General features: G+C 66.4%; 8 protein-coding genes and 2 pseudogenes. 7 read left to right on the top strand and 3 right to left on the bottom strand.

Going from position 1 to position 24,367, the window contains the following annotated elements:
* Positions 1–46: 46 nt before the first annotated feature.
* A complete protein-coding gene (locus KQY30_RS00105) occupies positions 47–1,030 on the bottom strand; it encodes a helix-turn-helix domain-containing protein (protein WP_217304965.1) in 984 nt (327 codons plus the stop codon).
* Between the two features lie 300 nt (positions 1,031–1,330).
* Here KQY30_RS00105 and KQY30_RS00100 point away from each other — a divergent pair, with 300 nt between their 5' ends.
* The 5 genes and pseudogenes from KQY30_RS00100 to ilvN all read left to right on the top strand — a co-directional run.
* Positions 1,331–1,738: a hypothetical protein gene (locus tag KQY30_RS00100; RefSeq protein WP_217304964.1), complete on the top strand. Its 408-nt coding sequence runs from the start codon at positions 1,331–1,333 to the stop codon at positions 1,736–1,738.
* A 163-nt stretch (positions 1,739–1,901) separates the two neighbouring features.
* Positions 1,902–2,210 carry a hypothetical protein gene (locus tag KQY30_RS00095; protein ID WP_254407503.1) on the top strand — a complete coding sequence of 103 codons (309 nt, stop codon included), beginning with the start codon at positions 1,902–1,904 and terminating at the stop codon, positions 2,208–2,210.
* Positions 2,211–2,362: 152 nt separating this feature from the next.
* Positions 2,363–2,476 (top strand): annotated as a pseudogene (locus KQY30_RS00090) (XRE family transcriptional regulator); the annotation flags it as partial.
* A gap of 566 nt (positions 2,477–3,042) precedes the next feature.
* Positions 3,043–4,896 carry an acetolactate synthase large subunit gene (locus KQY30_RS00085; protein WP_302185287.1) on the top strand — a complete coding sequence of 618 codons (1,854 nt, stop codon included), beginning with the start codon at positions 3,043–3,045 and terminating at the stop codon, positions 4,894–4,896.
* Positions 4,893–5,124, top strand: a pseudogene (ilvN, locus tag KQY30_RS00080) (acetolactate synthase small subunit); the annotation flags it as partial. The gene KQY30_RS00085 and the pseudogene ilvN, both read left to right, overlap by 4 nt.
* Before the next feature lie 289 nt (positions 5,125–5,413).
* On the opposite strand, the gene KQY30_RS00075 reads toward ilvN, so the two are convergent.
* On the bottom strand, positions 5,414–5,626 hold the full coding sequence (locus KQY30_RS00075) for an MbtH family protein (protein ID WP_302185356.1): 213 nt from the start codon (positions 5,624–5,626) through the stop codon (positions 5,414–5,416).
* 46 nt (positions 5,627–5,672) lie between these two features.
* Complete coding sequence (locus KQY30_RS00070; protein ID WP_254407502.1) at positions 5,673–22,508, bottom strand: non-ribosomal peptide synthetase; 16,836 nt, start codon at positions 22,506–22,508, stop codon at positions 5,673–5,675.
* Between the two features lie 400 nt (positions 22,509–22,908).
* Here KQY30_RS00070 and KQY30_RS00065 point away from each other — a divergent pair, with 400 nt between their 5' ends.
* Both KQY30_RS00065 and KQY30_RS00060 read left to right on the top strand, forming a co-directional pair.
* Complete coding sequence (locus KQY30_RS00065; protein ID WP_217304960.1) at positions 22,909–23,247, top strand: hypothetical protein; 339 nt, start codon at positions 22,909–22,911, stop codon at positions 23,245–23,247.
* Positions 23,248–23,588: 341 nt separating this feature from the next.
* Complete coding sequence (locus KQY30_RS00060; protein ID WP_217304959.1) at positions 23,589–24,356, top strand: SDR family NAD(P)-dependent oxidoreductase; 768 nt, start codon at positions 23,589–23,591, stop codon at positions 24,354–24,356.
* Positions 24,357–24,367: the final 11 nt, after the last annotated feature.

Genomic DNA, 24,367 nt, shown 5'->3' with positions numbered 1-24,367 from the left:
CCGTCAGTTACACCACTCTGCTGGACTCCACCGGATCTGTGGCCCCTTACGGGTCGGGGCTGGCTTTGAGGAGAGCCGCGCCGAGGGGGGTGAGGGTATGGAGGACGGTGTTGCCGTGGCGGGTGCTGGTGGCCAGGCCCGCCTCGCGAAGCGTGCCGGCGTGCTCGCTGGCAGTGGCGGGCGCGGTGCCGGTGCGGCGGGCCAGTTCTCCGGTGGTGCAGCCGTCTTCGATCACGCGCAGACAGGCGGCCCGGGTGGGCCCCAGGAGGCCTGCCAGTGTCCGGGCCCCGGGGATGCGGGTGGGGTTGGTCCACCAGGCCGGTGTCCGGGGGAGGGGGTAGACCAGTACCGGGGGCAGGCTGGGGTCGATGAGGGTGACCGGTGTGTGCCAGCAGAATGCTGAGGGCACCAGTACCAGGCCGCGCCCGGCCAGGTGGATGTCTCGGTGTTTGGGGTAGTCCACTTCCAGCACGGGCGGACTCCAGCGCATGGCCGGCCCGAGCCCTGCCAGGAGGCCTTGTGCCCCGTGGTCGAGCAGGGTGCGGGCGCGGGCGGCCCGTTCGGCGTCGATGAGTGCTTGCATCCGCGGGTAGTGGGGTGTGATCGCGGCGTGGTGGTAGGCGTACAGGGCCTGTCCGAGCCTGTCCAGCATGGCCGGTTCGCCGTCGGCCAGTTGCCGGGCCCATGAGGGTGCACCGGGCAGGAGTGTCAGTTCTCGGCGGAGCCGACGGCGTGGCGTGGACAGCACCGCCTCGATGCCCGCGTCCACCCCCTGGGATGCCTGCGGTGGCGTCAGGAAGTCGGGGAAGTCTCCTACCGGAGGGGCCAGGTGGCGCAGCATCCGTAGCTGCCACCGGGGCAGTCGGCCCAGTTCGGCCCGCGCCTGGTTGCGCCATGGTGCGAAGAAGGCCCGGCCCCGGGCGGCAGTGCCCAGAGAGGTGAGGCTGAGCACGGTCTCCCATAACGGGTCGGGTCCCGGCGCGAACCGGACCCGGGACAGATCATCAGCGGTGAAATGAACTCGAAGCATGAAAGAACCCCCCCCGGCCCCCGTACGCCAGTCTGCGCAGCCCATAACCAGGCTGGCCAGCGATTTTAGGCCAGAACCGAAAAACATGGCGCAGTGCCCTCCTGCCCGGCCACGCTGTAGCTCATGGGGGCCCGGTCAACGACTGTGGAAACAACGGCAATGCGGGGCATGAGTTCAGGTCGGAGCTCGGGTCGTGAGGCCTTGCGGTGCTTTGATCCACGTATCCGTTGAGATTCTGCCGATACCACCGGGAACCCGCAAAGCGTCGGACCTGCCGACGCGCAGAATGCGGGGGAAAGCATGCGCATCCGTTCACGCGCCGTCAGAGTTCTGATGGCGGCTGCTCTGCTCGCCGGTGGATTGACTGCCACGACCGGCACGTTGGCCACTGCGGCGCCCAATGCGGTCCAGTCCTGTTTGGGCACCGCCAAGCCGTTCTCCACCACCTACGCCGAGCCGCACTTCAGGTGGCCCAGGTCCGGATCGGTCACCGCCACGTCCAGTTGCAACGACATCAACGTCAAGCCCGTCGGCTTGGTCTGGGTGAGCACTTGTTTCTTGCCCACGAGCGGCGGCACGTACTGCAACGGCTGGCATGAAATCAAGCCCGGCACCTGGGGACTGGCCGCCACCGACGTCCTCGACGGTACCAAGTTCTACCTGCAGTTCTACAACGCGGTAAGCAGTGACGGATACGTCGCTTACTGATCTGACTCACGCGGTTCCACGCGGGCTCCGGTGCGGATTACGCCGGAGCCGGACCATCCGAAGAATCTGCTCTGTCGTCAGGGCATCAATGCAGGAGGGGAAATCTGTGAAGGCAATCAAGTCTGTTGGGACAGGTCTGCTGACGCTGGCCGCAGCCGGCGCACTGGCCATTGTGCCGACGACCACGGCGACCGCAGCACAGTCAGGTACCACGGCGACGTGCTCGTACCCTTACGTGTGTTTCATCAAGAACGGCACGATCATCGGCCGGTTCCAGGATGTCACCTCCTACTGGCAGGCGCTGCCCTCCAAGCCGCAGGCGCCCCTCTCTGTCGTCAACACCCGTCATGACGATGTGGCGTACATCCGCTGGACCACCGGCGCGACTGCCTGTCTCCCGCCGCAGAGCACGTTCAACGTCACCGGGGGAACGCTGGACGCCGTGCGCATTTCGAGCTCTTCCACCTGCTGACACCGCTCATAGTGATTGATCGTACGGATCAGTGCCCGGCCCTCGGAGCTGATGAATTGGCTTTTGAGGGCTCCTGCTCCGGGCTCGGTGAAGGCGTCCTGCTCACGTTGGGGCATCGCATCCGGGAGCGCGGCCCTCGCCTCCGGAGTGGGGAGATCGCCGCCGAAGCGCTCAAGGAGGTGTACTTCCAGGACGGCGGCCGCCGCGCCGACAGCCTGGAAGAGGTCCGGTTCACGGACATCGAACACTTGGAGTTCGACCTGTAGTGGCCGCGCCCCGAACAGCGAGCCCCGGACCAGTGGTCCGGGGCTCGCCCGCGTATCCGCAGGGGGCGGATGTTCATGCACGCGTGCTGTGTTCAACGCCGGTCCGGACATCGATGAGCACTGCGGGCCCGGCCCGGCTCCCTCAGACCGGGGCCCGCGGGCGTGCCCGCCGCCGAACGCCCCGATCGAGGCTGCGAAGAAGGAGGTCATGTTCTGTAGTGCCTCAACTTCCGTGAGCCCCACGCGGCGTCCGGCCAGAACTCCGACGTGGCGGGCCCTGGTCCGCGAGAGGTGGTCCTCCCGGTTCGGGACCGCCAGCGCGGCGAGACTGTGGACTTGGCGGTGCGACTGGCCAGAGCCCGGGGGACTGGCATCGCCACACAGCGGGAAGATAAACTGGGTCCGTGCGTTCTCGTGGTTTGCAGCGGGAACTTGCTTGAGCCGTCACGAACGGACTCGCTCCGCTCCGACGAGAGTTCCGGTCCCTCGGAGCCGTCGAGCGCGTTGTCGTCACCCGACACCGCTCTTAGCGTGCCACCTCGTAGTACTTCACGGACTTACCGTTCGTGAACTGCCGAGTTCTGCGCGCTGCCCTTCGAATTGGTCTTGCGAACGGGCGTCTTTTCTCTCATCCAACCCGATTCAGCAGGCTCGCCCAGCATTCGAGCCAAGCCAACAGGAACGAGCAGATGACCGAACAGATGACAGGTGCTCAAGCTCTGGTCAGGGCTTTGGAGCACGTCGGAGTCGACACCGTGTTCGGAATTCCAGGCGGCCAGATCCTACCCGCCTACGATCCGCTCTACGACTCGACCAAGGTCCGCCACGTACTGGTGCGGCACGAGCAGGGCGCCGGACACGCTGCGGAAGGGTACGCCCAGGCCACCGGCAAGGTCGGCGTCTGCATGGCCACCTCCGGTCCGGGCGCCACCAATCTGGTCACCCCGATCGCCGACGCGCACATGGACTCTGTCCCGATGGTCGCCATCACCGGTCAGGTGTCGAGCAGCATGATCGGCAAGGACGCCTTCCAGGAAGCCGACATCTGCGGCATCACCCTTCCGGTCACCAAGCACAACTTCTTGGTGACCGACCCCGACGACATCCCGCGCACCATCGCGGAAGCCTTCCACATCGCCTCCAGCGGCCGTCCCGGTCCGGTACTGGTCGACATCTCCAAGGACGCGTTGCAGGCCCGCACCGAATTCCACTGGGAACCGACGACGCACCTGCCGGGATACCGGCCGGTCACCCGGCCGCACGCCAAGCAGATCCAGGAAGCAGCCAAGCTGATCTCCGAGGCCGAGTGCCCGGTGCTGTACGTCGGCGGCGGCGTGCACAAGGCCGGCGCCTCGGCGGAACTACTCCGCTTGGCAGAGCTGACCGGTATTCCGGTCGTGACCACGCTGATGGCCAGGGGCACCTTCCCCGACAGCCACCCGCTCAACATGGGGATGCCCGGCATGCACGGCAGCGTCTCGGCGGTGGGCGCACTGCAGAAGGCAGACCTGCTCATCGCCCTGGGCGTGCGGTTCGACGACCGGGTCACCGGGCAGCTGTCGTCGTTCGCACCGCTGGCCAAGGTCATCCACGCGGACATCGACCCGGCGGAGATCTCCAAGAACCGGGTGGCGGACGTACCGATCGTGGGTGACTGCAGGGAGGTTATCGGCGCCCTCGTCCACGCGATCGATCGCCCCGGTGACTACGTCAAGTGGCGCGCGCGGCTTGACAGGCTGAAGGAGACCTACCCGCTGGGGTACGAGGACTTCGCGGACGGCTCGCTGGCTCCGCAATACGTCCTGGAAAGGCTCAGCTCCATCGTCGGGCCGGACGCCCTTTACGTGGCCGGCGTCGGCCAGCACCAGATGTGGGCGTCCCAGTTCATCGGCTTCGAGAAGCCCGGCGCCTTCATCACCTCCGGCGGCCTGGGCACGATGGGTTTCGCCGTGCCCGCCGCGATGGGTGCCAAGATGGGGCGGCCGGACACGGTGGTTTGGGCGATCGACGGAGACGGCTGCTTCCAGATGACTAATCAGGAGCTGGCCACCTGCACGATCGAAGGTGTGCCGATCAAGATCGCGGTCATCAACAACGGTAATCTCGGCATGGTTCGCCAGTGGCAGACGCTCTTCTACGACCAGCGGTACTCCAACACCGATCTGCAGACGGCCCAGCGCGTCCCCGACTTCGTGAAGCTGGCGGAAGCCTACGGCTGCGTCGGTCTGCGGTGCACACGGCCCGAGGAGGTGGACGGCACGATCGCCAAGGCAATGGAGATCAACGACGTGCCGGTGGTCGTCGACTTCGTGGTCCACGAGGACGCCATGGTCTGGCCCATGGTCGCCGCTGGGACCAGCAATGATGACATCAAGATCGCCCGAGACATGGCTCCGACGTGGGAGAGCGACGACGCATGAGCAAACACACGTTGTCGGTCCTCGTCGAGGACAAGCCCAGCGCGCTCAGCCGAATTACCGCCCTATTCAGTCGGCGCGGCTTCAACATCGACTCCCTCGGCCGTCGGCCCGGCTGAGGGGGGCGGCTTCTCCCGGGTCACCCTCGTGGTCGACGCGGACGACTCACCGCTTGAGCAGGTAACCAAGCAACTCGCCAAGCTCGTCAACGTGCTGAGCGTCATGGAAGTCGGCCGTGCGCGGCCGGAGTCCGTATACGAATCGGTTGCGGACTGAGCCGCGGCGGGGACGTGGCACTCACCGGAACAACGCCGCCGAGGCCGGTAACTGAATGACCATTCGCGCAGGTCGGCAACCAAATCCCCCTGATCGTGGCAGGTCACCGGGCTCACCAGTCTCTTCCGGGGCATCTGATCGGCATACGCCGCCGCCCCCTTCCGGACCAGGTGAAAGGCTGGTTCGGAAGGAGGCGGCGACATCTGACGGCGCATAAGTCACCGCTGCCGGTCCCCGGCCCCGCTCAGTCGGCGTTCATGGCGTCTATCAAGCTCTTGGGGCGCATGTCGGTCCACGTCTTCTCGATGAAGTCAAGGCATGCCTGACGCGCTGCCTCTCCGAAGACCAACTCCCACCCGTCCGGCACGTCGACGAATGTGGGCCAAAGCGAGAACTGACCCTCCTCGTTCTTCAGAACAAGGTAGTTGGCGTCCGGGTCGTCGAAAGGGTTCGTCATCATTCAGTCCTATCTGTCACTCAAAGGTAGAAGTATCGGAGTGGGCTCAGCCGAACGAGTCTCTGTCCTTTGCCGTGGACAGCCAACCATCAATTGAATCCCAAAGCAGAGAGAGCATGGGGGGATCGGCCATTTCGTCGTGAGAACAAGGCAACCGTGACTCGCTTATTCGGCCGGAGGTATAGGGCTGCCACATGGCGCGCCCCGAACCGTCCTCGAGTTCGTCCGACGAAATAAACAGAAGATCGCCGTGAAATCTGCGAGGATAATGCTTCACATAGATACGAGTATTGTTTGCAATGATTCTCGCCCTTACTTCAGCCTCTTCTTCTGAGATCTCGCTGCGGAAGTAGTCCGGAAGTCCGGCGAGATCGCGGAGAGAAGGTGCCTCGTCGAGTACTGCCGATGCATCCGTCTGATCGTTGTGGTCGTTGCCGTCACGTTCTTGAATCGCTTGGCGGGTAAGATCTACAGATTCCCGGCCGGTCTCGTCCAAGTTGAGTGTGCCGAATGGGGCGGGTGCATAGCCTCCCATGATGATGAGTGCTACTTGCTGGCCGTCTTCCTGCAGTTGTACTGCCATCTCCTGAGCTACGCGGCCTCCCATCGACCACCCCAGCAGATGATACGGACCGGACGGTTGCACGGTGCGCAACTCTTTGACGTACTCTTCCGCCATTTGCCGGATGGATCCCGGCAACTCACCCGCGCCGTCGACATCCCGCGCCTGCAGGCCGTACAAGGGAATACCAGGAGGTACGAATCCGGCCAGAGGTGCGAAGCACCAGCTCAGCCCGGATCGCGGATGGACACAGAAGAGGGGTGGCCGGCTCCCGTGCGTTCTGATGGGGAGAAGCGTACGAAGCGAGTCCTTCATCGCGGGAAGGCTGAGCCGATGTGCGAGTCCCGCGACGCTGGGTGCTTCCATCAGCATTTGGACGGAGACATCGACACTCATGATCGAACGAATTCGACTCACCAGCTTGACCGCCAGAAGTGAATGTCCGCCGCATTCGAAGAAGTTGTCATCGACGCCGATGTGAGGCACGTTCAGTTCTTCGGCAAAAATTCTGCACAGAATTTCCTCCTGGACCGATGAGGGTTCCCGGACCGGCGCGGACCAAATGTAGTCCGGCGCCGGAAGTTCCCGTCGGTCCAGCTTCCCGTTCGCCGTCAGCGGCAGACTCTCCAGGATCACCAGCGCGGACGGCACCATGTACTCCGGCAGCATCGCGCGGAGATGGACGCGCAGGGCAGTCAGGTCAACCCCGGCGGTGTTGCCGTCACCGCTGGTGTTGCCACCGTTGGGGACGAGGTAGCCGACCAGGCGCTTGTCGCCGGGGCGGTCCTCACGCACCATCACCGCCGCCTGGGCCACGGACGGATGCGCCCTCAGCGCGGCCTCGATCTCACCCGGCTCGATCCGGAAGCCACGGACCTTCACCTGGTCATCCGTACGGCCCAGATACTCCAGTTGTCCGTCGGTGTTCCAGCGTGCGAGGTCGCCGGTGCGGTACATCCGCTCACCCGGGATGAAGGGGTCGGCGACGAACCGCTGCGCGGTCAGTCCCGGCCGGGCGTGGTAGCCGCGGGCCAGTTGGGCGCCGGAGACGTACAACTCACCGGCAACACCCACCGGCACCGGCCGCAGAGCCGGGTCCAGGACGTAGACCCGGGTGTTCCACACCGGACGGCCGATCGGCGCGGTACCCCCGGGCCATGCCGCCCGGTCCGCCGGCAGGGTATGGGCGGTGACCACATGGGTCTCGGACGGACCGTAGTGGTTGTGCAGTACGGTCCCGACTGCCCCGCACAGGTCACGGACCCGGTCACTGAGCACAAGGGCCTCGCCGGCCTGGGAAACATGGCGCAGCCACGGCAGGTCCGTGCCCTGCTCCGCTACAGCCTCACCAAGCGCGTCCACCATCATGTTGGGGGCGTACAGCTCGGTGGCCTTCTGCTCCCGCAGCCACGCCACGAACTCTTCCGGGTTACGCCGGATCTCCTCGTCCGGTACCACAAGGGTCTTGCCGTCCAGGAGGGCCGAGAGGATCTCCTGGGCCGACACGTCGAAGCTGATCGCGGTGAACTGAGCGACCCGCGAACCGGTTTCGGCGGGGATGGCGGAAGCGTGCCAGGACATCAGATTGACCAGCGAGCCACAGGACATCACCACACCCTTGGGACGCCCGGTCGAGCCGGAGGTGTAGATCAGGTACGCGGGGTGCTGCGGCAGCAGCGGACCGGTCCGCTCCTCATCGCCGGGAACGTCGGCCGACAGTGCGCCGAGTTCGGCGACAACCGCGGGGTCGTCCAACAGCAGCGCAGGCCCGGTGGCCATGCGCCCGGCAACCTCTGTGGTGGTCAGCGTCAGCGAGGGGACGGCATCGGCCAGCATGAAGGCAATCCGCTCGGCCGGGTACTCCGGATCGATCGGCAGGTAACCGGCGCCCGACTTCAGCACCGCCAGCAGACCGACGATCAGGTCCACCGAGCGAGGCATGGCCAGCCCGACGATACGCTCAGGACCGATACCGCGACGGATCAGCAACCGGGCAAGCCGGTTCGCACGCTCGTCGAGCTCCGCATAAGTCACCTCAGCGTCACCGAAGACCACCGCGACCGCATCAGGATGCTTCGCGACCCGGGCCTGGAATAGCTCCGGCAGCGCCGCCTCGGGCACCTCCTGGACGGTGTCGTTCCACTCCGCCACAACCCGGTGCCGCTCCTCCTCCGACAGCACCTCCACAACGCTGACCCGCTGGTGCGGTTCCCTGGTGACCATGTCCAGGACGCGGACGAACCGTTCGGCCAGGGTCTCCACCGTTTCGCGGTCGAACAGCTCCAGGGCGTAGTCGATACCGCCGTGCAGACCGGCCGGACGACTACCGGTGCCAGTACCGGCACCGGCACCGGTGTTGGTGTCGGTGTGGAAGGTTTCGCTCAGGCTGAAGAACAGGTCGAATTTGGCTGCCGGTTCGCCGGTGGGCAAGGGTTCGGTGCGAATGCCGGGCAGGTCAAGGGCGGCCTGGGCGTTGTTCTGCAGGGCGAGCATGACCTGGAAGAGTGGGTGGCGGGCCATCGAGCGGGTTGGTGCGAGGTCTTCGACCAGTCGTTCGAATGGCACGTCCTGATGCGCGAACGCGGCCAGGCCGTTCTCTCGGACCTGGTTCAGCAAGCCGACGAACGTCGGGTCATCTGACAGGTCCGTACGTATGACCAGGGTGTTGACGAAGAACCCGACCAGGTCGTCGAGTGCCTCGTCGGTGCGTCCGGCGACCGGGGTGCCCACGGGGATGTCGCTGCTCGCGCCCATCCGGGAGAGCAGCACCGCCAGCGCTGCCTGGAGCACCATGAACACGGTCACGCCCTGGGCGTTGGCCAGCTCGGCCATCCGGGCATGCACGTCGGCCGGCACCCGGATCTCCACCCGGCCGCCGCGGTGCGAGGCCACCATCGGCCGTGGCCGGTCGAACGGCAGCACCAGCTCCTGCGGCATCCCGTCCAAAGCCTTGCGCCAGTAAGCCAGTTGCTCGTTCAGCAGGCTGTCCTGGTCAAACTCCTCACCCAGCAGCTCGCGCTGCCACAACGTGTAGTCCGCGTACTGCACCGCCAGCGGCACCCAGTCGGGTGCCCGCCCGGCAGTACGGGCCATGTATGCGACCGACAGATCCCGCGCCAGTGGCCCCATCGACCACCCGTCACCGGCAATGTGATGCAGCACCATCACCAGCACACACTCACCCGGCCCCACCCGCAGCAGCCACGCCCGCAAAGGAAGCTCAGCCGCGAGATTAAACGCGTGACCCGCCAGCTCGGCAACCGTCTCTGCCAGACCCTCCTGCTCCGCCTCGACCACCGGCAGGTCAAAGGAGGAAGGCGGGGGAAGGATCTGCTGATACGGCGTGCCCTCATCGGTCGGGAAGACTGTACGTAGTACCTCGTGGCGGGCCACCACATCGCCCAGCGCCATCCGCAACGCCTCGACGTCCAGATCACCGGTCAGCCGTAGAGCCACAGGAATGTTGTACGTCGCAGACGGCCCCTCCAACTCACCCAGGAACCACAACCGTTGCTGCGCGAACGAGACCGGTACCGCCTTGGGCCGTGTCATCGCCACCAACGCGGGACGTGCCGCACCCGAATCCGTCAGCCGCTGTGCGAGTCCGGCCACGGTCGGCGCCTCGAACAGCGCCCGCATCGCGACCTCCACCCCCAGATCCGTCCGGATCCTGTTGCTCAGCTGCACCGCGAGCAGTGAGTGGCCGCCCAGTTCGAAGAAGTTGTCGTCCACGCCTACCTGGGGCAGGCCCAGGACCTTGGCGAACACAGTGCACAGGATCTCCTCTTGCAGGGTCGACGGCCCCCGCCCGCCACCGGCCACCTGCAAGTCCGGTGCGGGCAGAGCCTTGCGGTCCAGCTTGCCGTTCGCCGTCAGCGGCAAAGCCTCCAGGACCACCAGCGCGGACGGCACCATGTACTCCGGCAACACCTCGCCAAGACGAGCGCGCAGCACGGCAAGATCCACACTCGCGTAGTTGTCGTCACCGCCGCCGTTGCCCCTGGCGGGGACGAGGTAGCCGACCAAGCGCTTGTCGCCGGGGCGGTCCTCGCGTACCACCACTGCCGATTGGGCCACGGACGGATGGGCGAGCAGCGCGGCCTCGATCTCACCCGGCTCGATACGGAACCCACGGACCTTCACCTGGTCATCCGTACGGCCCAGGAAGTACAGGACACCGTCCGGTCGCCATTTCGCCAGGTCGCCGGTGCGATACATCCGTTCGCCCCGAACACCGAAGGGGTTCGCGACGAACCGCTGCGCGGTCAGTCCCGGCCGGTCGAGGTAGCCGCGAGCCAGGCCCGCGCCGGCGATGTACAACTCGCCCGCAACACCCACCGGCACCGGCCGCAACGCCGCATCCAGCACATAGACCCGAGTGTTGGCGATGGGCGTGCCGATGTGCGGGGTGTTGTGTTCGTCGGCGGACAGAGGGTCGGTGGTGGTGGCGCAGACGGTGGATTCTGTCGGTCCGTAAGCATTGATGAGACGACGGCCGTCAGCCCATTGCGTAACCAGGTTCTGGCTGAGGGCTTCACCGGCGGTGATGAGGGTCGTGACCGACGGCAGACCGTCCGGTTCCAAGAGAGCCAGTGCGGCGGGGGGCAGGGTGGCGTGTGTGACCGACCGTTCCGCGACCAGGCGAACAAGCGCCTGGCCCGGCAGCAGGTCGTGCGGCGCGGCCGAGACGAGGCATGCCCCGTTGCACAAGGCCATCACCATCTCCCAGATGGCCGCGTCAAAGCTCGCCGAAGCGAACTGCAGCACCCGGCTGCCCGCCGTGATCGCGAACTCCTCCGCCTGCACAGCGGCCAGGCTCGACAGCCCCTGATGGGTGACGGCCACACCCTTGGGCTGCCCGGTGGAGCCGGAGGTGTAGATGACGTAGGCGGGATGGGCCGGCAGCAGGGCGCTGTGGCGCTCAGTGTCGGTGGGGTCGGTGTCCTGGAGGTCGTCAAGTGCGATGGTGGTCCGGGGGTCGTCGACGGCCAGGCGCGACAGCTCTTCGCTGGTGAGGCGGGAGGCCAGGTCCGTACTGGTGAGCACTAGCAGGGGCCGGGCGTCGCTGAGGACGTACGAGATCCGCTCGGCGGGGTAGTCCGGGTCGATGGGCAGGTAGGCGCCGCCGGCCTTGGTCACCGCGAGGAGGGCGACAACGAGGTCGGCCGAGCGGTGCATCATGACCGCGACCAGCGACTCGGGTCCCACTCCGCGGTCGATCAGCAGGCGGGCGAGGCGATTGGCGCGGGCGTTGAGTTCCGCATAACTCAGTTCCACGTCCTCGAAGACGACGGCGGTCGCGTCCGGGGTGCGTGCGGCCTGGGCCTGGAACAGCTCCGGCAGCGTCGCCGCGGGCACCTCCCGGGCAGTTTCGTTCCACTCGACCAGCACACGGTGCCGCTCCGCGGGGTCGAGGACGTCCACCGTGCTGATCTGCTGGTGCGGTGCTGTTTCCAGGGCGGTGACGACGCCTTCGGCGGCGGCATGGACCATGGCGCACAGCGATTCACCCGAGACGGGTTCGGCGGCCTGCACGGTGAGGATGAATCCGTCACCGGTGTCGTCGACGTTCAGCCCGATCGGGTAGTTCGTCCGCTCCTGCGCGTACAGCAACGCGATGCCGTCAAGGCTGCTGTCCGTCCCTGGCTCAGCGTTCCTGGAGTGCCGGTAATTGAACAGGGAGGTGAACAGCGGGGTGTCCGCCTTGATACCGCTGGCCTGCCGGGCCAGTTTCAAAGGCGCGTGTTCGTGGACGAGCAAGTCCGCCAGCTGGTTTTGCACCGACCGGACCGTGTCCATCACCTGCGCGCCGCGAGTCCGCACCCGTACCGGCAGGGAGTTGATGAACAGGCCCAGAACGCGGTCCGCGCCGCTTCCCGCGGCCATGCGGCCGAACAGGACGGTACCGAAGACGACATCGTCCCGCCCTGCGGTGGCTGCCAGAACCCGCGCCCACACCACGTGCAGGACCGTGGCCGGACTCACGCCCAGCCGGCGCGACTGGTCCCGCAGTCGCTGAGCGAGTTGCGCATCCATCACGCGACGGGACTCCGCCACGCCAGTGCCGTCGCCGCGGACGTCGAGCAGGCCGAACGGCGCGGTCGGCTCGGTCACGTCCCCCAGCAAAGTGGAGAAGTACCTCTGGTGTTCCTCCTGCGCTACCCGCAGGCGGGCCTGGGCAACGAAGTTCCGGAACGGCAAAGGCGCGGGCAGGGTGTCCTCGCGGCCCTCGATGAACGAGCGCACCTCCTCCAGTAGCACGTCCAGGGTGGTGTGGTCCGAGATCAGGTGATGGGCCTGAACGAGTGCGAGCCACTGGCCGTTCACCGGGTCGGCCGCCGTGTACACACGGATCAGCGGCGCCCGGCCGATGTCCATCGATCCAGGACACGCGGCCAGCATCCGGCCGGTCACCTCATCGTCAGGCCCCTCGGGCAAGTCGACGCTTTCCACCGGGATCGCAGCACGGCGCACTACCACCTGGACCGGTTCGCGGAGTCCTTCCCACAAGACGGCGGTCCGCAGGATGTCATGACGGTCGACGACTTTCTGCAGTGCGTCCACAAACCCGTCTAGCCGCTGCCGGGAGTCGAACCCCAACAGCACCGGCAGCACATACACATCGGTCCCGTCACCGGAGTCACCCATCAGGTGGTGGAAGAGGATCCCTTCCTGCAGCGGAGCCAGCGGGTACACATCCGCCACGTTTCCCGCTCCGCCGGGAACCCGGGCCACGATCCGGTCGATCTCCCCGCGGGTCAGATCCACCAGGGGAAGCATGTCAGGAGCAATGGTCAGGGCATTGTCCGGAATCCGGTTCTCCGGCACCGCCACCTCGGCCCGGCCGTCCGACGCGGCCAGTCCGGCAGCCGTCGGTGCCGTGAACAACGACCGCACATCAACCGGTATCCCCCGGGCACGCAGCAGCTCCACCACCCGCACCGCGAGCAGTGAGTGGCCTCCCAGTTCGAAGAAGTTGTCGTCCACGCCTACCTGGGGCAGGCCCAGGACTTCGGCGAACACGGTGCACAGGATCTCCTCCTGCACCGTGACCGGCCCCCGCCCACCACCGGCCACCTGCGACTCCGGAGCGGGCAGAGCCCTGCGGTCCAGCTTGCCGTTCACCGTCAACGGCAGCTCATCCAGCACCACCAGCGCGGACGGCACCATGTACTCCGGCAGCATCGCGCTGAGATGGGCGCGCAGGGCAGCGGTATCGACACCGCCTGTGTGACTGGTGGCGGGAACGAGGTAGCCGACGAGACGCTTGTCCCCGGGGCGGTCCTCGCGTACCACCACTGCCGACTGGGCCACGGACGGATGCGCAGTCAGCGCGGCCTCGATCTCACCCGGCTCGATCCGGAACCCGCGGATCTTCACCTGGTCGTCGGTCCGCCCGAGATACTCCAGCCGACCGTAGGCGTTCCACCGCGCCAGGTCACCGGTACGGTACATCCGCTCACCCCGACCACCGAACGGGTTCGCGACGAACCGCTGCGCGGTCAGTCCCGGCCGGTCTAGGTAGCCGCGGGCCAGGCCCGCGCCGGCGATATACAACTCACCCGCCACCCCAGGCGGCACCGGCCGCAACGCCGCATCCAGCACGTAGACCCGAGTGTTGGGGACGGGCCTGCCGATGTGCGGTGTGTCGTGTTCACTGGCGGACAGGGAGTTGGTGGTGGTGGCGCAGACGGTGGATTCCGTCGGTCCGTAAGCGTTGATAAGGCGACGGCCACCGGCCCAATGGGCAACCAGGTTCTGGCTGAGGGCTTCGCCGCCGGTGATCAGGGTCGTGATCGACGGCAGACTGTCCGGTTCCAAGAGAGCCAACACGGCCGGGGGCAGGAGTGCGTGTGTGACCGACCGCTCCGCGACCAGGCGAACAAGCGCCTGGCCCGGCAGCAGGTCGTGCGGCGCGGCCGAGACGAGACAGGCCCCGTTGCACAAGGCCATCACCATCTCCCAGATGGCCGCGTCAAAGCTCGCCGAAGCGAACTGCAGCACCCTGCTACCCGCCGTGATCGCGAACTCCTCCGCCTGCACAGCGGCCAGGCTCGACAGCCCCTGATGAGTAACAGCCACACCCTTCGGCTGCCCGGTGGAGCCGGAGGTGTAGATGACGTAGGCGGGATGGGCCGGCAGCAGGGTGGTACGGCGCTCAGTGTCGGTGGGGTCGGCGCTTTGGAAGTTCTCAAGTGCGTTGGTGGTGCGGGGGTCGTTGACGGCCACGTGGGGCGGGTGGTTGTCGGTCAGGCGGGAGGCCAGGTCTGTGCTGGTGAGTACCAGGAGGGGCTGGGCGTCGGTGAGGAGGTAGGTGATGCGGTCGGTGGGGTAGTCCGGGTCAACGGGTACGTACGCGCCGCCGGCTTTGACTACCGCGAGGAGAGAGACGATCAGGTCGATGGAGCGCTCCAGCATGACCGCGACCAGCGACTCGGGTCCCACTCCGTGGTCGATCAGGAGTCGGGCGAGGCGGTTGGCACGCTCGTTGAGCTCGGCGTAGGTCATCTCGATGTCGGCGAAGACCACCGCGACCGCGTCCGGGGTGCGGGTGGCCTGGGTCTGGAACAGCTCCGGCAGAGTCGCCGCGGGCACCTTCCGGGCGGTGTCGTTCCACTCGACCAGGATCCGCACCCGTTCCGCCGGGTCCAGTACCTCGATGGCGTTGATGTGTTGTCGGGGGTTGGTGGTGACAGTGTCCAGGACGCGGACGAAGCGTTCGGCCAGGGTCTCCACCGTTTCGCGGTCGAACAGGTCCAGGGCGTAGTCGATAGCGCCGTGCAGACCGGCCGGGCGATTACCGGTGCTGGTGTCGGTGTGGAAGGTCTCGGCCAGGTTGAAGGACAGGTCGAACTTGGCCACCGGCTCGCCGGCGAGCAACGGTTCCGCGTCGATACTGGGCAGGTCAAGGGCGGCCTGGGCGTTGTTCTGTAGGGCGAGCATGACTTGGAAGAGTGGGTGGCGGGCCATCGAGCGGGCCGGTGCGAGGTCTTCGACCAGCCGTTCGAAGGGCACGTCCTGATGCGCGAACGCCGCCAGGCCGTTCTCACGGACCTGCTCCAGCAAGCCGACGAACGACGGGTCACCCGACAGGTCAGTGCGCATCACCAGGGTGTTGACGAAGAACCCGACCAGGTCGTCCAGCGCCTCATCGGTACGTCCAGCAACCGGGGTACCCACGGGGATGTCGCTGCCCGCGCCTATCCGGGAGAGCAGCACCGCCAAGGCTGCCTGGAGCACCATGAAGACTGTCACACCCTGGGCGCGGGCCAGCTCGGCCACCCGGGCATGCACGTCAGCCGGCACCCGTATCTCCACCCGGCCCCCGCGGTGCGAGGCCACCATCGGCCGCGGTCGGTCGAACGGCAACACCAACTCCTGCGGCGCTCCGTCCAAAGCCTCTCGCCAGTAGCCCAGTTGCTGGTTCAGCAGGCTGTCCTGGTCGGTCTCCTGACCGAGCAGTTCGCGCTGCCACAACGTGTAGTCCGCGTACTGCACCGCCAACGGCTCCCAGTCGGGTGCCTGGCCTTTTGACCGTGCCGCGTACGCGACCAACAGATCCCGCGCCAGCGGCCCCATCGACCACCCGTCACCGGCAATGTGATGCAGCACCATCACCAGCACGCTGTCACCCGGCCTGGACTGCACCAGCCACGCCCGCAAAGGAAGCTCAGCCGTCAGATCGAACGCATGACCTGCCAGCCTCGCAACCGCCTCCGTCAGACCCTCCCGTCCCGCCTCGACCACCGGCAGGTCAAAGGAGGAAGGCGGGGGAAGTATCTGCTGATATGGCCTGCCCTCATCGGTCGGGAAGACCGTACGTAGTACATCGTGGCGGGCCACCACATCGCCCAGCGCCATCCGCAACGCCTCGACGTCCAGATCACCGGTCAGCCGCAGAGCCACAGGAATGTTGTACGTCGCAGACGGCCCCTCCAACTCACCCAGGAACCACAACCGTTGCTGCGCGAATGACAACGGCACCCGCTCCGGCCGCTCCACTCGTACCAGCGGGCGCCGCCTCGTATCGGAGGAGGTCAGTCGGCCAGCCAGGGCAGTCGGAGTGGGCGCCTCGAACAGTGCCCGGATCGGCACCTCGGCCCCAAAGACCGACCGGATACGGCTCACCAGCCGTGTCGCGAGCAGTGAGTGGCCGCCCAGTTCGAAGAAGTTGTCGTCCAAGCCGACTTGGGGCAGGCCCAGGACTTCGGCGAACACGGTGCAGAGGATCTCCTCCTGCACCGTCGACGGCCCCCGCCCACCACCGGCCGCCTGCACGTCCGGAACAGGCAGAGCCCTACGATCCAGCTTGCCGTTCACCGTCAACGGCAAGGCCTCCAGCACCACCAGCGCGGACGGCACCATGTACTCCGGCAACACCTCGCCAAGACGAGCGCGCAGCGCGGCAAGATCCACACTCGCGGAGTTGTCGTCAGCGCCGCCGTTGCCGCCGGTGGGGACGAGGTAGCCGACCAGTCGCTTGTCGCCGGGGCGGTCCTCACGCACCACCACCGCTGCCTGGGCCACGGACGGATGCGCAGTCAGCGCGGCCTCGATCTCACCCGGCTCTATGCGGAACCCACGGATCTTCACCTGGTCATCCGTACGGCCCAGATACTCCAGTTGCCCGTCGGTGTTCCAGCGTGCGAGGTCGCCGGTGCGGTACATCCGCTCACCCGGGGTGAACGGGTTGGCCACAAACCGCTGCGCCGTCAGCCCCGGCCGCCCGAAATAACCACGAGCAAGCTGCACACCGGCCAGGTACAACTCACCCGCCACCCCGGGCGGCACCGGCCGCAACGCCGCGTCCAGCACATAGACCTGGGTATTCCAGACCGGGCGTCCGATGGGGATGCCACCCGGCACATCCGGGTCCCCGGGACGGATGGTGAAGGTGACACATCCGACGGCCGCCTCGGTCGGACCGTACTCATTCGTGATCAGGACGTCGTGGTGCGCGGACCGCCACCGTGTGAGCTGCTCGCCCGCAAGGCTTTCGCCACCGACGACGAGGTCTCCCCGGGCGAAGGATCCGGCGGGCTCTTCGGACAGAAGGCTCAGGTGGCTCGGCGTCACCTTCAGGAAGGTGGGCGCCAGTTCAGTGGCAAGCCCATCCCGGATATCCGCGATATGCAGGACACCGCCCGAGATCAGCGTGCCGTACAACGGTGTAACGGTCAGGTCGAACGCAGCAGACGAGTGCAGCACGGTCCGGCCACTCAACCCGGGGTACGCGCCGCTTGCCCAGGTGAGGTAGTAGGAGACTGCTGCGTGGCTCACCACGACGCCCTTGGGGCGTCCTGTGGAGCCGGAAGTGTAGATCACGTATGCGGGGTGGGCGGGCAGGAGTGCCGCTCCTCGCTCGTGGTCCGTGAGGTTCTCCCCGGCCATGGTGGACAGGGCCGCCTCAGTGTCCGGGGCATCCGTCACGATGCGCGTCACACCGTCATCCACTGCGCCTGTCATGGCTTGGTGTGTAACCAGCAGTGTGGTCCGGGCGTCGTCGAGCGTGTAGGTGATGCGGTCGGCGGGGTAAGCCGGGTCGATCGGGACGTACGCGGCTCCGGTCTTGACCACCGCGAGGATCGCGACGACGAGGTCGGCGGAGCGGTCCATCATCACCGCCACACGTTCCTCCGGCCGGGCGCCCCTGCCCACGAGGACGCGTGCCAGCCGGTTGGCCCGCGCGTTCAACTCCGCATAGGTCACGTCGGTGCCGTCGAAGACCACCGCGGTCGCGTCGGGGGTGCGGGTGACCTGGGCTTCGAACAGTTCGGCCAGCGTCGTCGGCGGAACCCCGTGGGTGGTGTCGTTCCACTCGACCAGGATCCGCTCCCGCTCCGCGGTGTCCAGGACATCGATGCGGCTGACCGGCACCGACGGATCCGCGGTCACTGCCTCCAGGACCATGAGGAAGCGCCGCGCGATCGCCTCGACACTCGGGGGATCGAACAGGTCGGTGGCGTAGGTAATCAGTCCGGTCAGGCCCGCCGGGGTGCCGTCGTCGGTGATCTGCTCGGCGATCTGGAAGTCCAGGTCGAACTTGGCGGGAAGGGCGCCCGCGGGCAGTGCCTCGATGTTCAGCCCGGGCAGGTCGAGACGCGCTTCGGCGGTGTTCTGCAGGGTGAGCATGACCTGGAACAGCGGGTGGCGGGCCATCGACCGGGCCGGGGCCAGGTCCTCCACCAGCCGCTCGAACGGCACATCCTGGTGCGTGTAGGCGCCGAGGTCCGCTTCCCGTGTTCTGGCCAGCAGTTGCAGGAAGGTCGGATCGCCGGACAGGTCCGTGCGCAGGACGAGGGTGTTGACGAAGAACCCCACCAGATCGTCCAGTGCCTCGTCGGTGCGTCCGGCGACGGGGGTGCCGACCGGAATGTCGTCTCCGGCCCCCAGCCGGTGCAGCAGGACGGTCAACGCCGCCTGCACCACCATGAACACCGTCACGCCCTGCACCCGGGCCAGCTCGACCAACTCCCGGTGCACCTGCGCGTCAATGGCCAGTTCGACACTGCCACCCCGATGGGAGACGACCGGGGGACGCGCCCGGTCGAACGGCAACGCCAGCTCTTCCGGCAGGTCGGCCAGTGCGTGGCGCCAATAGGCCAACTGCTCGGTCAGGAGGCTGTCGGGGTCGGTCTCGTCACCGAGCAGCTCGCGCTGCCACAGGCTGTAGTCGGCATACTGCACCGCCAACGGCACCCGCTCCAGGGCCCGGTCAGTGGATCGGGCCGCATACGCGGCCGACAGATCCCGCGTCAGCGGGACCAGGGACCATCCATCACCCGCGATGTGGTGCACTGTGATCACCAGGACATGCTCGTCAGGACCGGTTTCGAACAGCCGGGCCCGCAGCGGGATCTCGTTGGCAAGATCGAAGTGGTGACCTGCGATCTCGCTGATCGCGGCCTCCAGATCAACCGCCCGTTCGACCGCGAGTGGGACCGGGGCGTTTTCGGCCGGCAGGATCTGTTGGTAAGGCTGCCCGTCCACCGTCGCGAATACGGTACGCAGGACCTCGTGTCGGCCGACCACATCACGCAGAGCGGCCTTCAGAGCGTCGACGTTCAGCGACCCGCTCAGTCGCAGGACGAGCGGGATGTTGTAAGTGGCCGACTGGCCTTCCAACTCGCTCAGGAACCACAACCGTTGCTGTGCGAATGACAATGGCACCTGTTCCGGCCGCTCAATTCGTACCAGCGGTTGCCGTCTTGTATCGGAGGTGGTCAGCCGACCTGCCAGGGCAGTCGGAGTGGAGGCCTCGAACAGTGCCCGGATTGGCACCTCGGCCCCAAAGACCGACCGGATACGGCTCACCAGCCGTGTCGCGAGCAGTGAGTGGCCGCCCAGTTCGAAGAAGTTGTCCTCCACCCCGACCGTACGCAGGCCCAGGACCTCGGCGAACACCGTGCACAAGAACTCCTCCTGCACCGTGACCGGCCCCCGCCCGCCGCCGGCCATCTGCAAGTCCGGAGCGGGCAGAGCCCTGCGGTCCAGCTTGCCGTTCACCGTCAACGGCAAAGCCTCCAGCACCATCAGCGCGGACGGCACCATGTACTCCGGCAACACGCCCTGCAGATGCCTGCGCATTACGGCGATGTCCACACCCTCCGGACCGCTCGCCGGGACGAGGTAGCCGACGAGGCGCTTGTCGCCGGGGCGGTCCTCACGTACCACCACTGCCGACTGGGCCACGGACGGATGCGCGGTCAGCGCGGCCTCGATCTCACCCGGTTCGATCCGGAACCCGCGGATCTTCACCTGGTCGTCGGTCCGCCCGAGATACTCCAGTTGCCCGTCGGTGTTCCAGCGTGCGAGGTCGCCGGTGCGGTACATCCGCTCACCCGGGGTGAACGGGTTGGCCACAAACCGCTGCGCCGTCAGCCCCGGCCGCCCGAAATAACCACGAGCAAGCTGCACACCGGCCAGGTACAGCTCACCCGCCACCCCGGGCGGCACCGGCCGCAACGCCGCGTCCAGCACATAGACCTGGGTGTTCCAGACCGGGCGTCCGATGGGGACACTGCTCCTGCTGGTGTCGCTGTCACACGTCCATGCGGTGACCTCGACCGACGCCTCGGTGGGACCGTAGAGATTGTGAAGCGGAACGTCCAGTACGTTCCGGAACTGCCCCGCGACGTCGCTGGGGAGCGCTTCGCCGCTGCAGAACACAGCTCGCAGGTCGGTACATGCGGCGGCGGCCGGCTCGCGGAGGAAGACCTCCAGCAGGGACGGGACGAAGTGCGCGATCGTGACACGTTCGCGTTGGATCAACTCGGCCAGGTACCCGGGGTCGCGGTGGCCTGAGGGCTTGGCGACCACCAACGTCGCACCCTGGAGCAGCGGCCAGAAGAACTCCCGTACTGACACATCGAAACCGAAGGGGGTTTTCTGCAACACCCGTTCCGACGCAGTCAAGTTGTAGGCGCCCTGCAGCCAGGTCAGCCAGTTGACGACACCCGCGTGGGGTACGGCCACACCCTTCGGTTGTCCGGTGGAGCCGGAGGTGTAGATGACGTAGGCGGGGTGGGCGGGCAGCAGCGCGGTACGGCGCTCGGTGTTGGTGGGGTCGGTGTCCTGGAGGTCCTCAAGTGCGGTGGTGGTGCGGGGGTCGTCGACGGCCACGTAGGGCGGGTGGCTGTCGGTCAGGCGGGAGGCCAGATTCTTGCTGGTGAGCACCAGGAGGGGCTGGGCGTCGGTGAGGAGGTAGGTGATGCGGTCGATGGGGTGGTCCGGGTCAACGGGTACGTACGCGCCGCCGGCTTTGACTACCGCGAGGAGAGAGACGATCAGGTCGATGGAGCGCTCCAGCATGACCGCGACCAGCAACTCGGGTCCCACTCCGCGATCGATCAGGAGTCGGGCGAGGCGGTTGGCACGCTCGTTGAGCTCGGCGTAGGTCATCTCGATACCCTCGAAGATCACCGCGACCGCGTCCGGGGTGCGGGTGGCCTGGGCCTGGAACAGCTCCGGCAGCGTCGCCGCGGGCACCTCCCGGGCGGTCTCGTTCCAGTCCTCGAGAACCAGACGCTGCTCGGAGCGGCTCATCAACGTGATCTGGTGTACGCGTGCCTCCGCGGTGGAACGCGCCATCCAGTTCATCACGTCAAGGAATTTCGCAGCATGCTCATGTACTGCTCCCCGACTGTAAAGATCCGGGTTGGCATCCACGACCACGGATATGCTTCCGTCGGATGACCTGTCGTACACGGAAATCGACAGGTCATTGAAATTTATGCCACCGAGCCCGTGCGCACTGCTGGGGGAGTCACCAAATCTGAGATCGTAGTCAAAGGAGACGATGTTGACCAGTAGGGGGTAAAGTCCGCTGCGCCCTACCAGCTTCAGGTCTCTGAGGATGTCCTCGTAGCGGTATCTTTGATGCCGTAAGGCATCTCTTACTCCGCGAGACACCTGCTTCACGAGTTCCCTCACTGTGGCCTTCGGCTGCAGCGTGAGGCGCAGAGGAACGATATTCGCCGTCATTCCGGGGATGTCCCGCAGTGCACTTGTTCTGCCCATTACGGGGACCCCGAGAATGACGTCCTCTTGTCCCGTTGCGCGATGCAGGTAGGCAGCGCTCGCGGCTATGGCCAGACCCGAGAGGCTCGTTCCCAGCCGACGTGCGGAGCCTCTGAGTCCCGCGGCGGCGTCGGGAGGGATATGGAGCGTATGACGTGTCAGTTCATGGGCTGTGGTGGAAGGTTCCCGGCCGCTCAGGCTGACCGTTTCAGGGCGATCGGAAAGACGCTCCGCCCAGTACTCCCGGTCCAGTTCGAATTCTGCGGACGCCCGGTAATCCGCATCGGCGTCCATCAGTACGGAACTTGAGGGAAGCGCATCGTCCGTGAGGGATTCGCCGGCCAACAGTGCCGTGTAAACTGCAGCCACTCTGCCGGCTATCAGGGCTCCTGCGAGTCCGTCTGCGATGATGTGGTGCATTCGCTGATACCAGAAGAAGAGGTCTTCGTCGACCTTGAATATAGCGTGGGTGAAAAGTTCACCGCCCTGGAGATCCGCTGGACGTCGCATGTCCTTCCGCATCCAACTCTCCGCGCTGGAACGGGGATCCTCCTCACCGCTCACGTCGATCACGTGAAACGGCCAATCGCTTCGCAGGTCAAAATACTGCTGCGGGACTTCGTCTGCGGCTCCCTCAAAGCGCAGGCGAAAACAGTCGACTTGTTGGACGACTCTTCGCGCGGCTGCCTCAAAGAATTCTGTGTTCACCTTTCCGTGAATCTCTATGTATTCACCCATGTTATAGATCGGATTATCCGGATCCAGTTGCTGCGCATGCCATACGCCAAGCTGTCCGGCCATCAGTTCACGACGGCCATCACGCGATCCAGACATCCCCACACCCCGGTCAACGCTCGCGCTCCATACCAGGAGCAGCCAATTAAGCAATTTGACAGCAATGTCGATCCACTTCACCCTCTCAAGCCGAACTGAACACTGTCAACCTTTCTTGACGAAATAGGCATTTAGAGGGTGTTTGATGTTTATTTGCGGCGGCTGTTTACCGTTTTATCGTATTTGCCGCCGGAGCTCACGGACCGAGATAACTGAGATATCTGGCAACTCCACACTGGTGGGAATTTTTCGCCTATTGATAAACTAGACGGAATCCAGCACCGAGAAGCGGATCGATCGCCTTCTACCCGACCCGGACCAGGAGCGGCCGGTGGGGTGTCGTCGCCACGCCGGTCACGCGCCCCGGATGCCGACACCTGCCGCTGGTGCGGTACTGGTGATCGGCTCAAGCGAGCAGTCCAAGCACACGCCGACCGTCACCATCCCGCACTGCTCGACGGCGAATCCCGCGCCGATCACCCAGCACCAACGGCTCCCGCTGCTACGACAGCTCGTGAGCCACGACGACATCCCGCTCAAGGACCACGCGGCCGCCGTCCTTGTCCTCCTCTACGCCCAGCCGCTTACGCGGATCACCAGGCTCAGCAGCGACGACGTCCAGCACGAGGACGGCAAAGTCCTCGTCCGGCTCGGCGACCCACCGCCGCCCGTTCCCGCCCCGTTCGATGGAATGCTGCTCAACTAACCGGCGCAGCGACCGAACACCAAGGCCGCGACCATCCCGATGCCCGATGGCTCTTCCCCGGCCGTCGGGCCGGACAACCCATGACCCCGGAAGCCATGGCACCTCGGCTCCGCCAACTGGGCTTCCCGGCCCGGCCAGGACGCACAGCAGCGATCCGCCAACTCGTCCTCCAGGCCCCGCTCCGGTGATCGCCCGGATGCTCGGCTACAACGACGACCACACCACCCGTCTCGCCGAAGCGGCCGGAGGAACCTGGCGTCACGGTGCCCCGGGTGACCACCGGCGGTGACTACCGCCCGTCAGGCGCTGTTTGACCTTGACGCTGGCGGCAGGGTTGCACGATGACAGGCATGAACAGCACAGCGCCGCAGAGCAGCAGAATCGTCGTCGTCACCGGAGCCGGCACCGGGATCGGCCGGGCCACTGCCCGCGCCTTCGCCGCTGAGGGCGCCCATGTGGTCGCGATCGGACGGCGGGCCGAGCCCCTCAAGGAGACCGCAGCCAGGCACGATCGGATCACGCCGCTGGCCGCCGACATCACCGCCGAGGGCGAGCCGGATCGGATCATCCGGGCCGTGCTGGAGACACACGGCCGGGTGGACGTACTGGTGAACAACGCAGGCATCGTGCGCAGCGGCGCCCTCGGCTCGCTGACGCCGGAGATGATCACAGCTCAGTTTGCCACCAACCTCGTCGCCCCCATCCTGCTCGCCCAGGTCGCGCTGCCGCCCTTGGAGAAGTCGGGCGGGGTGATCGTCAACGTCAGTACGTCGGTGGGGCAGCGGGCCTGGCCCGGCAGTTCGGTCTATGCGGCTACCAAGACGGCTCTGGAGCTGCTGACCCGTAGCTGGGCGGTCGAGCTGGCGCTCCGCGGGATCCGGGTGGTGGCAGTCGCCCCCGGCGCGATCGACACCCCCATCGGCGAGCATCAGGGCCTGACGCCGGAGCGGATGGCAGCGGTGCGGGAGTGGCAGTTGGCACATACCCCACTGGCCCGGATCGGCCGCCCCGAGGAGGTGGCCTGGGCAGTCACCCAGCTCGCCGCACCGGCCGCATCGTTCGTCACCGGAGTGGTACTCCCAGTCGATGGCGGAGCCGTCGTGGCGTGATACGAGTAGCC

It is taken from the genome of Streptomyces sp. GMY02 (assembly GCF_019056675.1).
GTDB lineage: Bacteria > Actinomycetota > Actinomycetes > Streptomycetales > Streptomycetaceae > Streptomyces > Streptomyces odonnellii.
Note: the sequence above shows the minus strand (reverse complement) of the source record. Positions and strands in the feature narration are given on the sequence as shown.

Coding starts and splice junctions, on each gene's coding strand:
- KQY30_RS00075 (WP_302185356.1), bottom strand. CDS start 5,626: ATGACGAACCCTTTCGACGACCCGGACGCCAACTACCTTGTTCTGAAG.
- KQY30_RS00100 (WP_217304964.1), top strand. CDS start 1,331: ATGCGCATCCGTTCACGCGCCGTCAGAGTTCTGATGGCGGCTGCTCTG.
- KQY30_RS00070 (WP_254407502.1), bottom strand. CDS start 22,508: ATGGCCGGACAGCTTGGCGTATGGCATGCGCAGCAACTGGATCCGGAT.
- KQY30_RS00060 (WP_217304959.1), top strand. CDS start 23,589: ATGACAGGCATGAACAGCACAGCGCCGCAGAGCAGCAGAATCGTCGTC.
- KQY30_RS00105 (WP_217304965.1), bottom strand. CDS start 1,030: ATGCTTCGAGTTCATTTCACCGCTGATGATCTGTCCCGGGTCCGGTTC.
- KQY30_RS00065 (WP_217304960.1), top strand. CDS start 22,909: ATGCCGACACCTGCCGCTGGTGCGGTACTGGTGATCGGCTCAAGCGAG.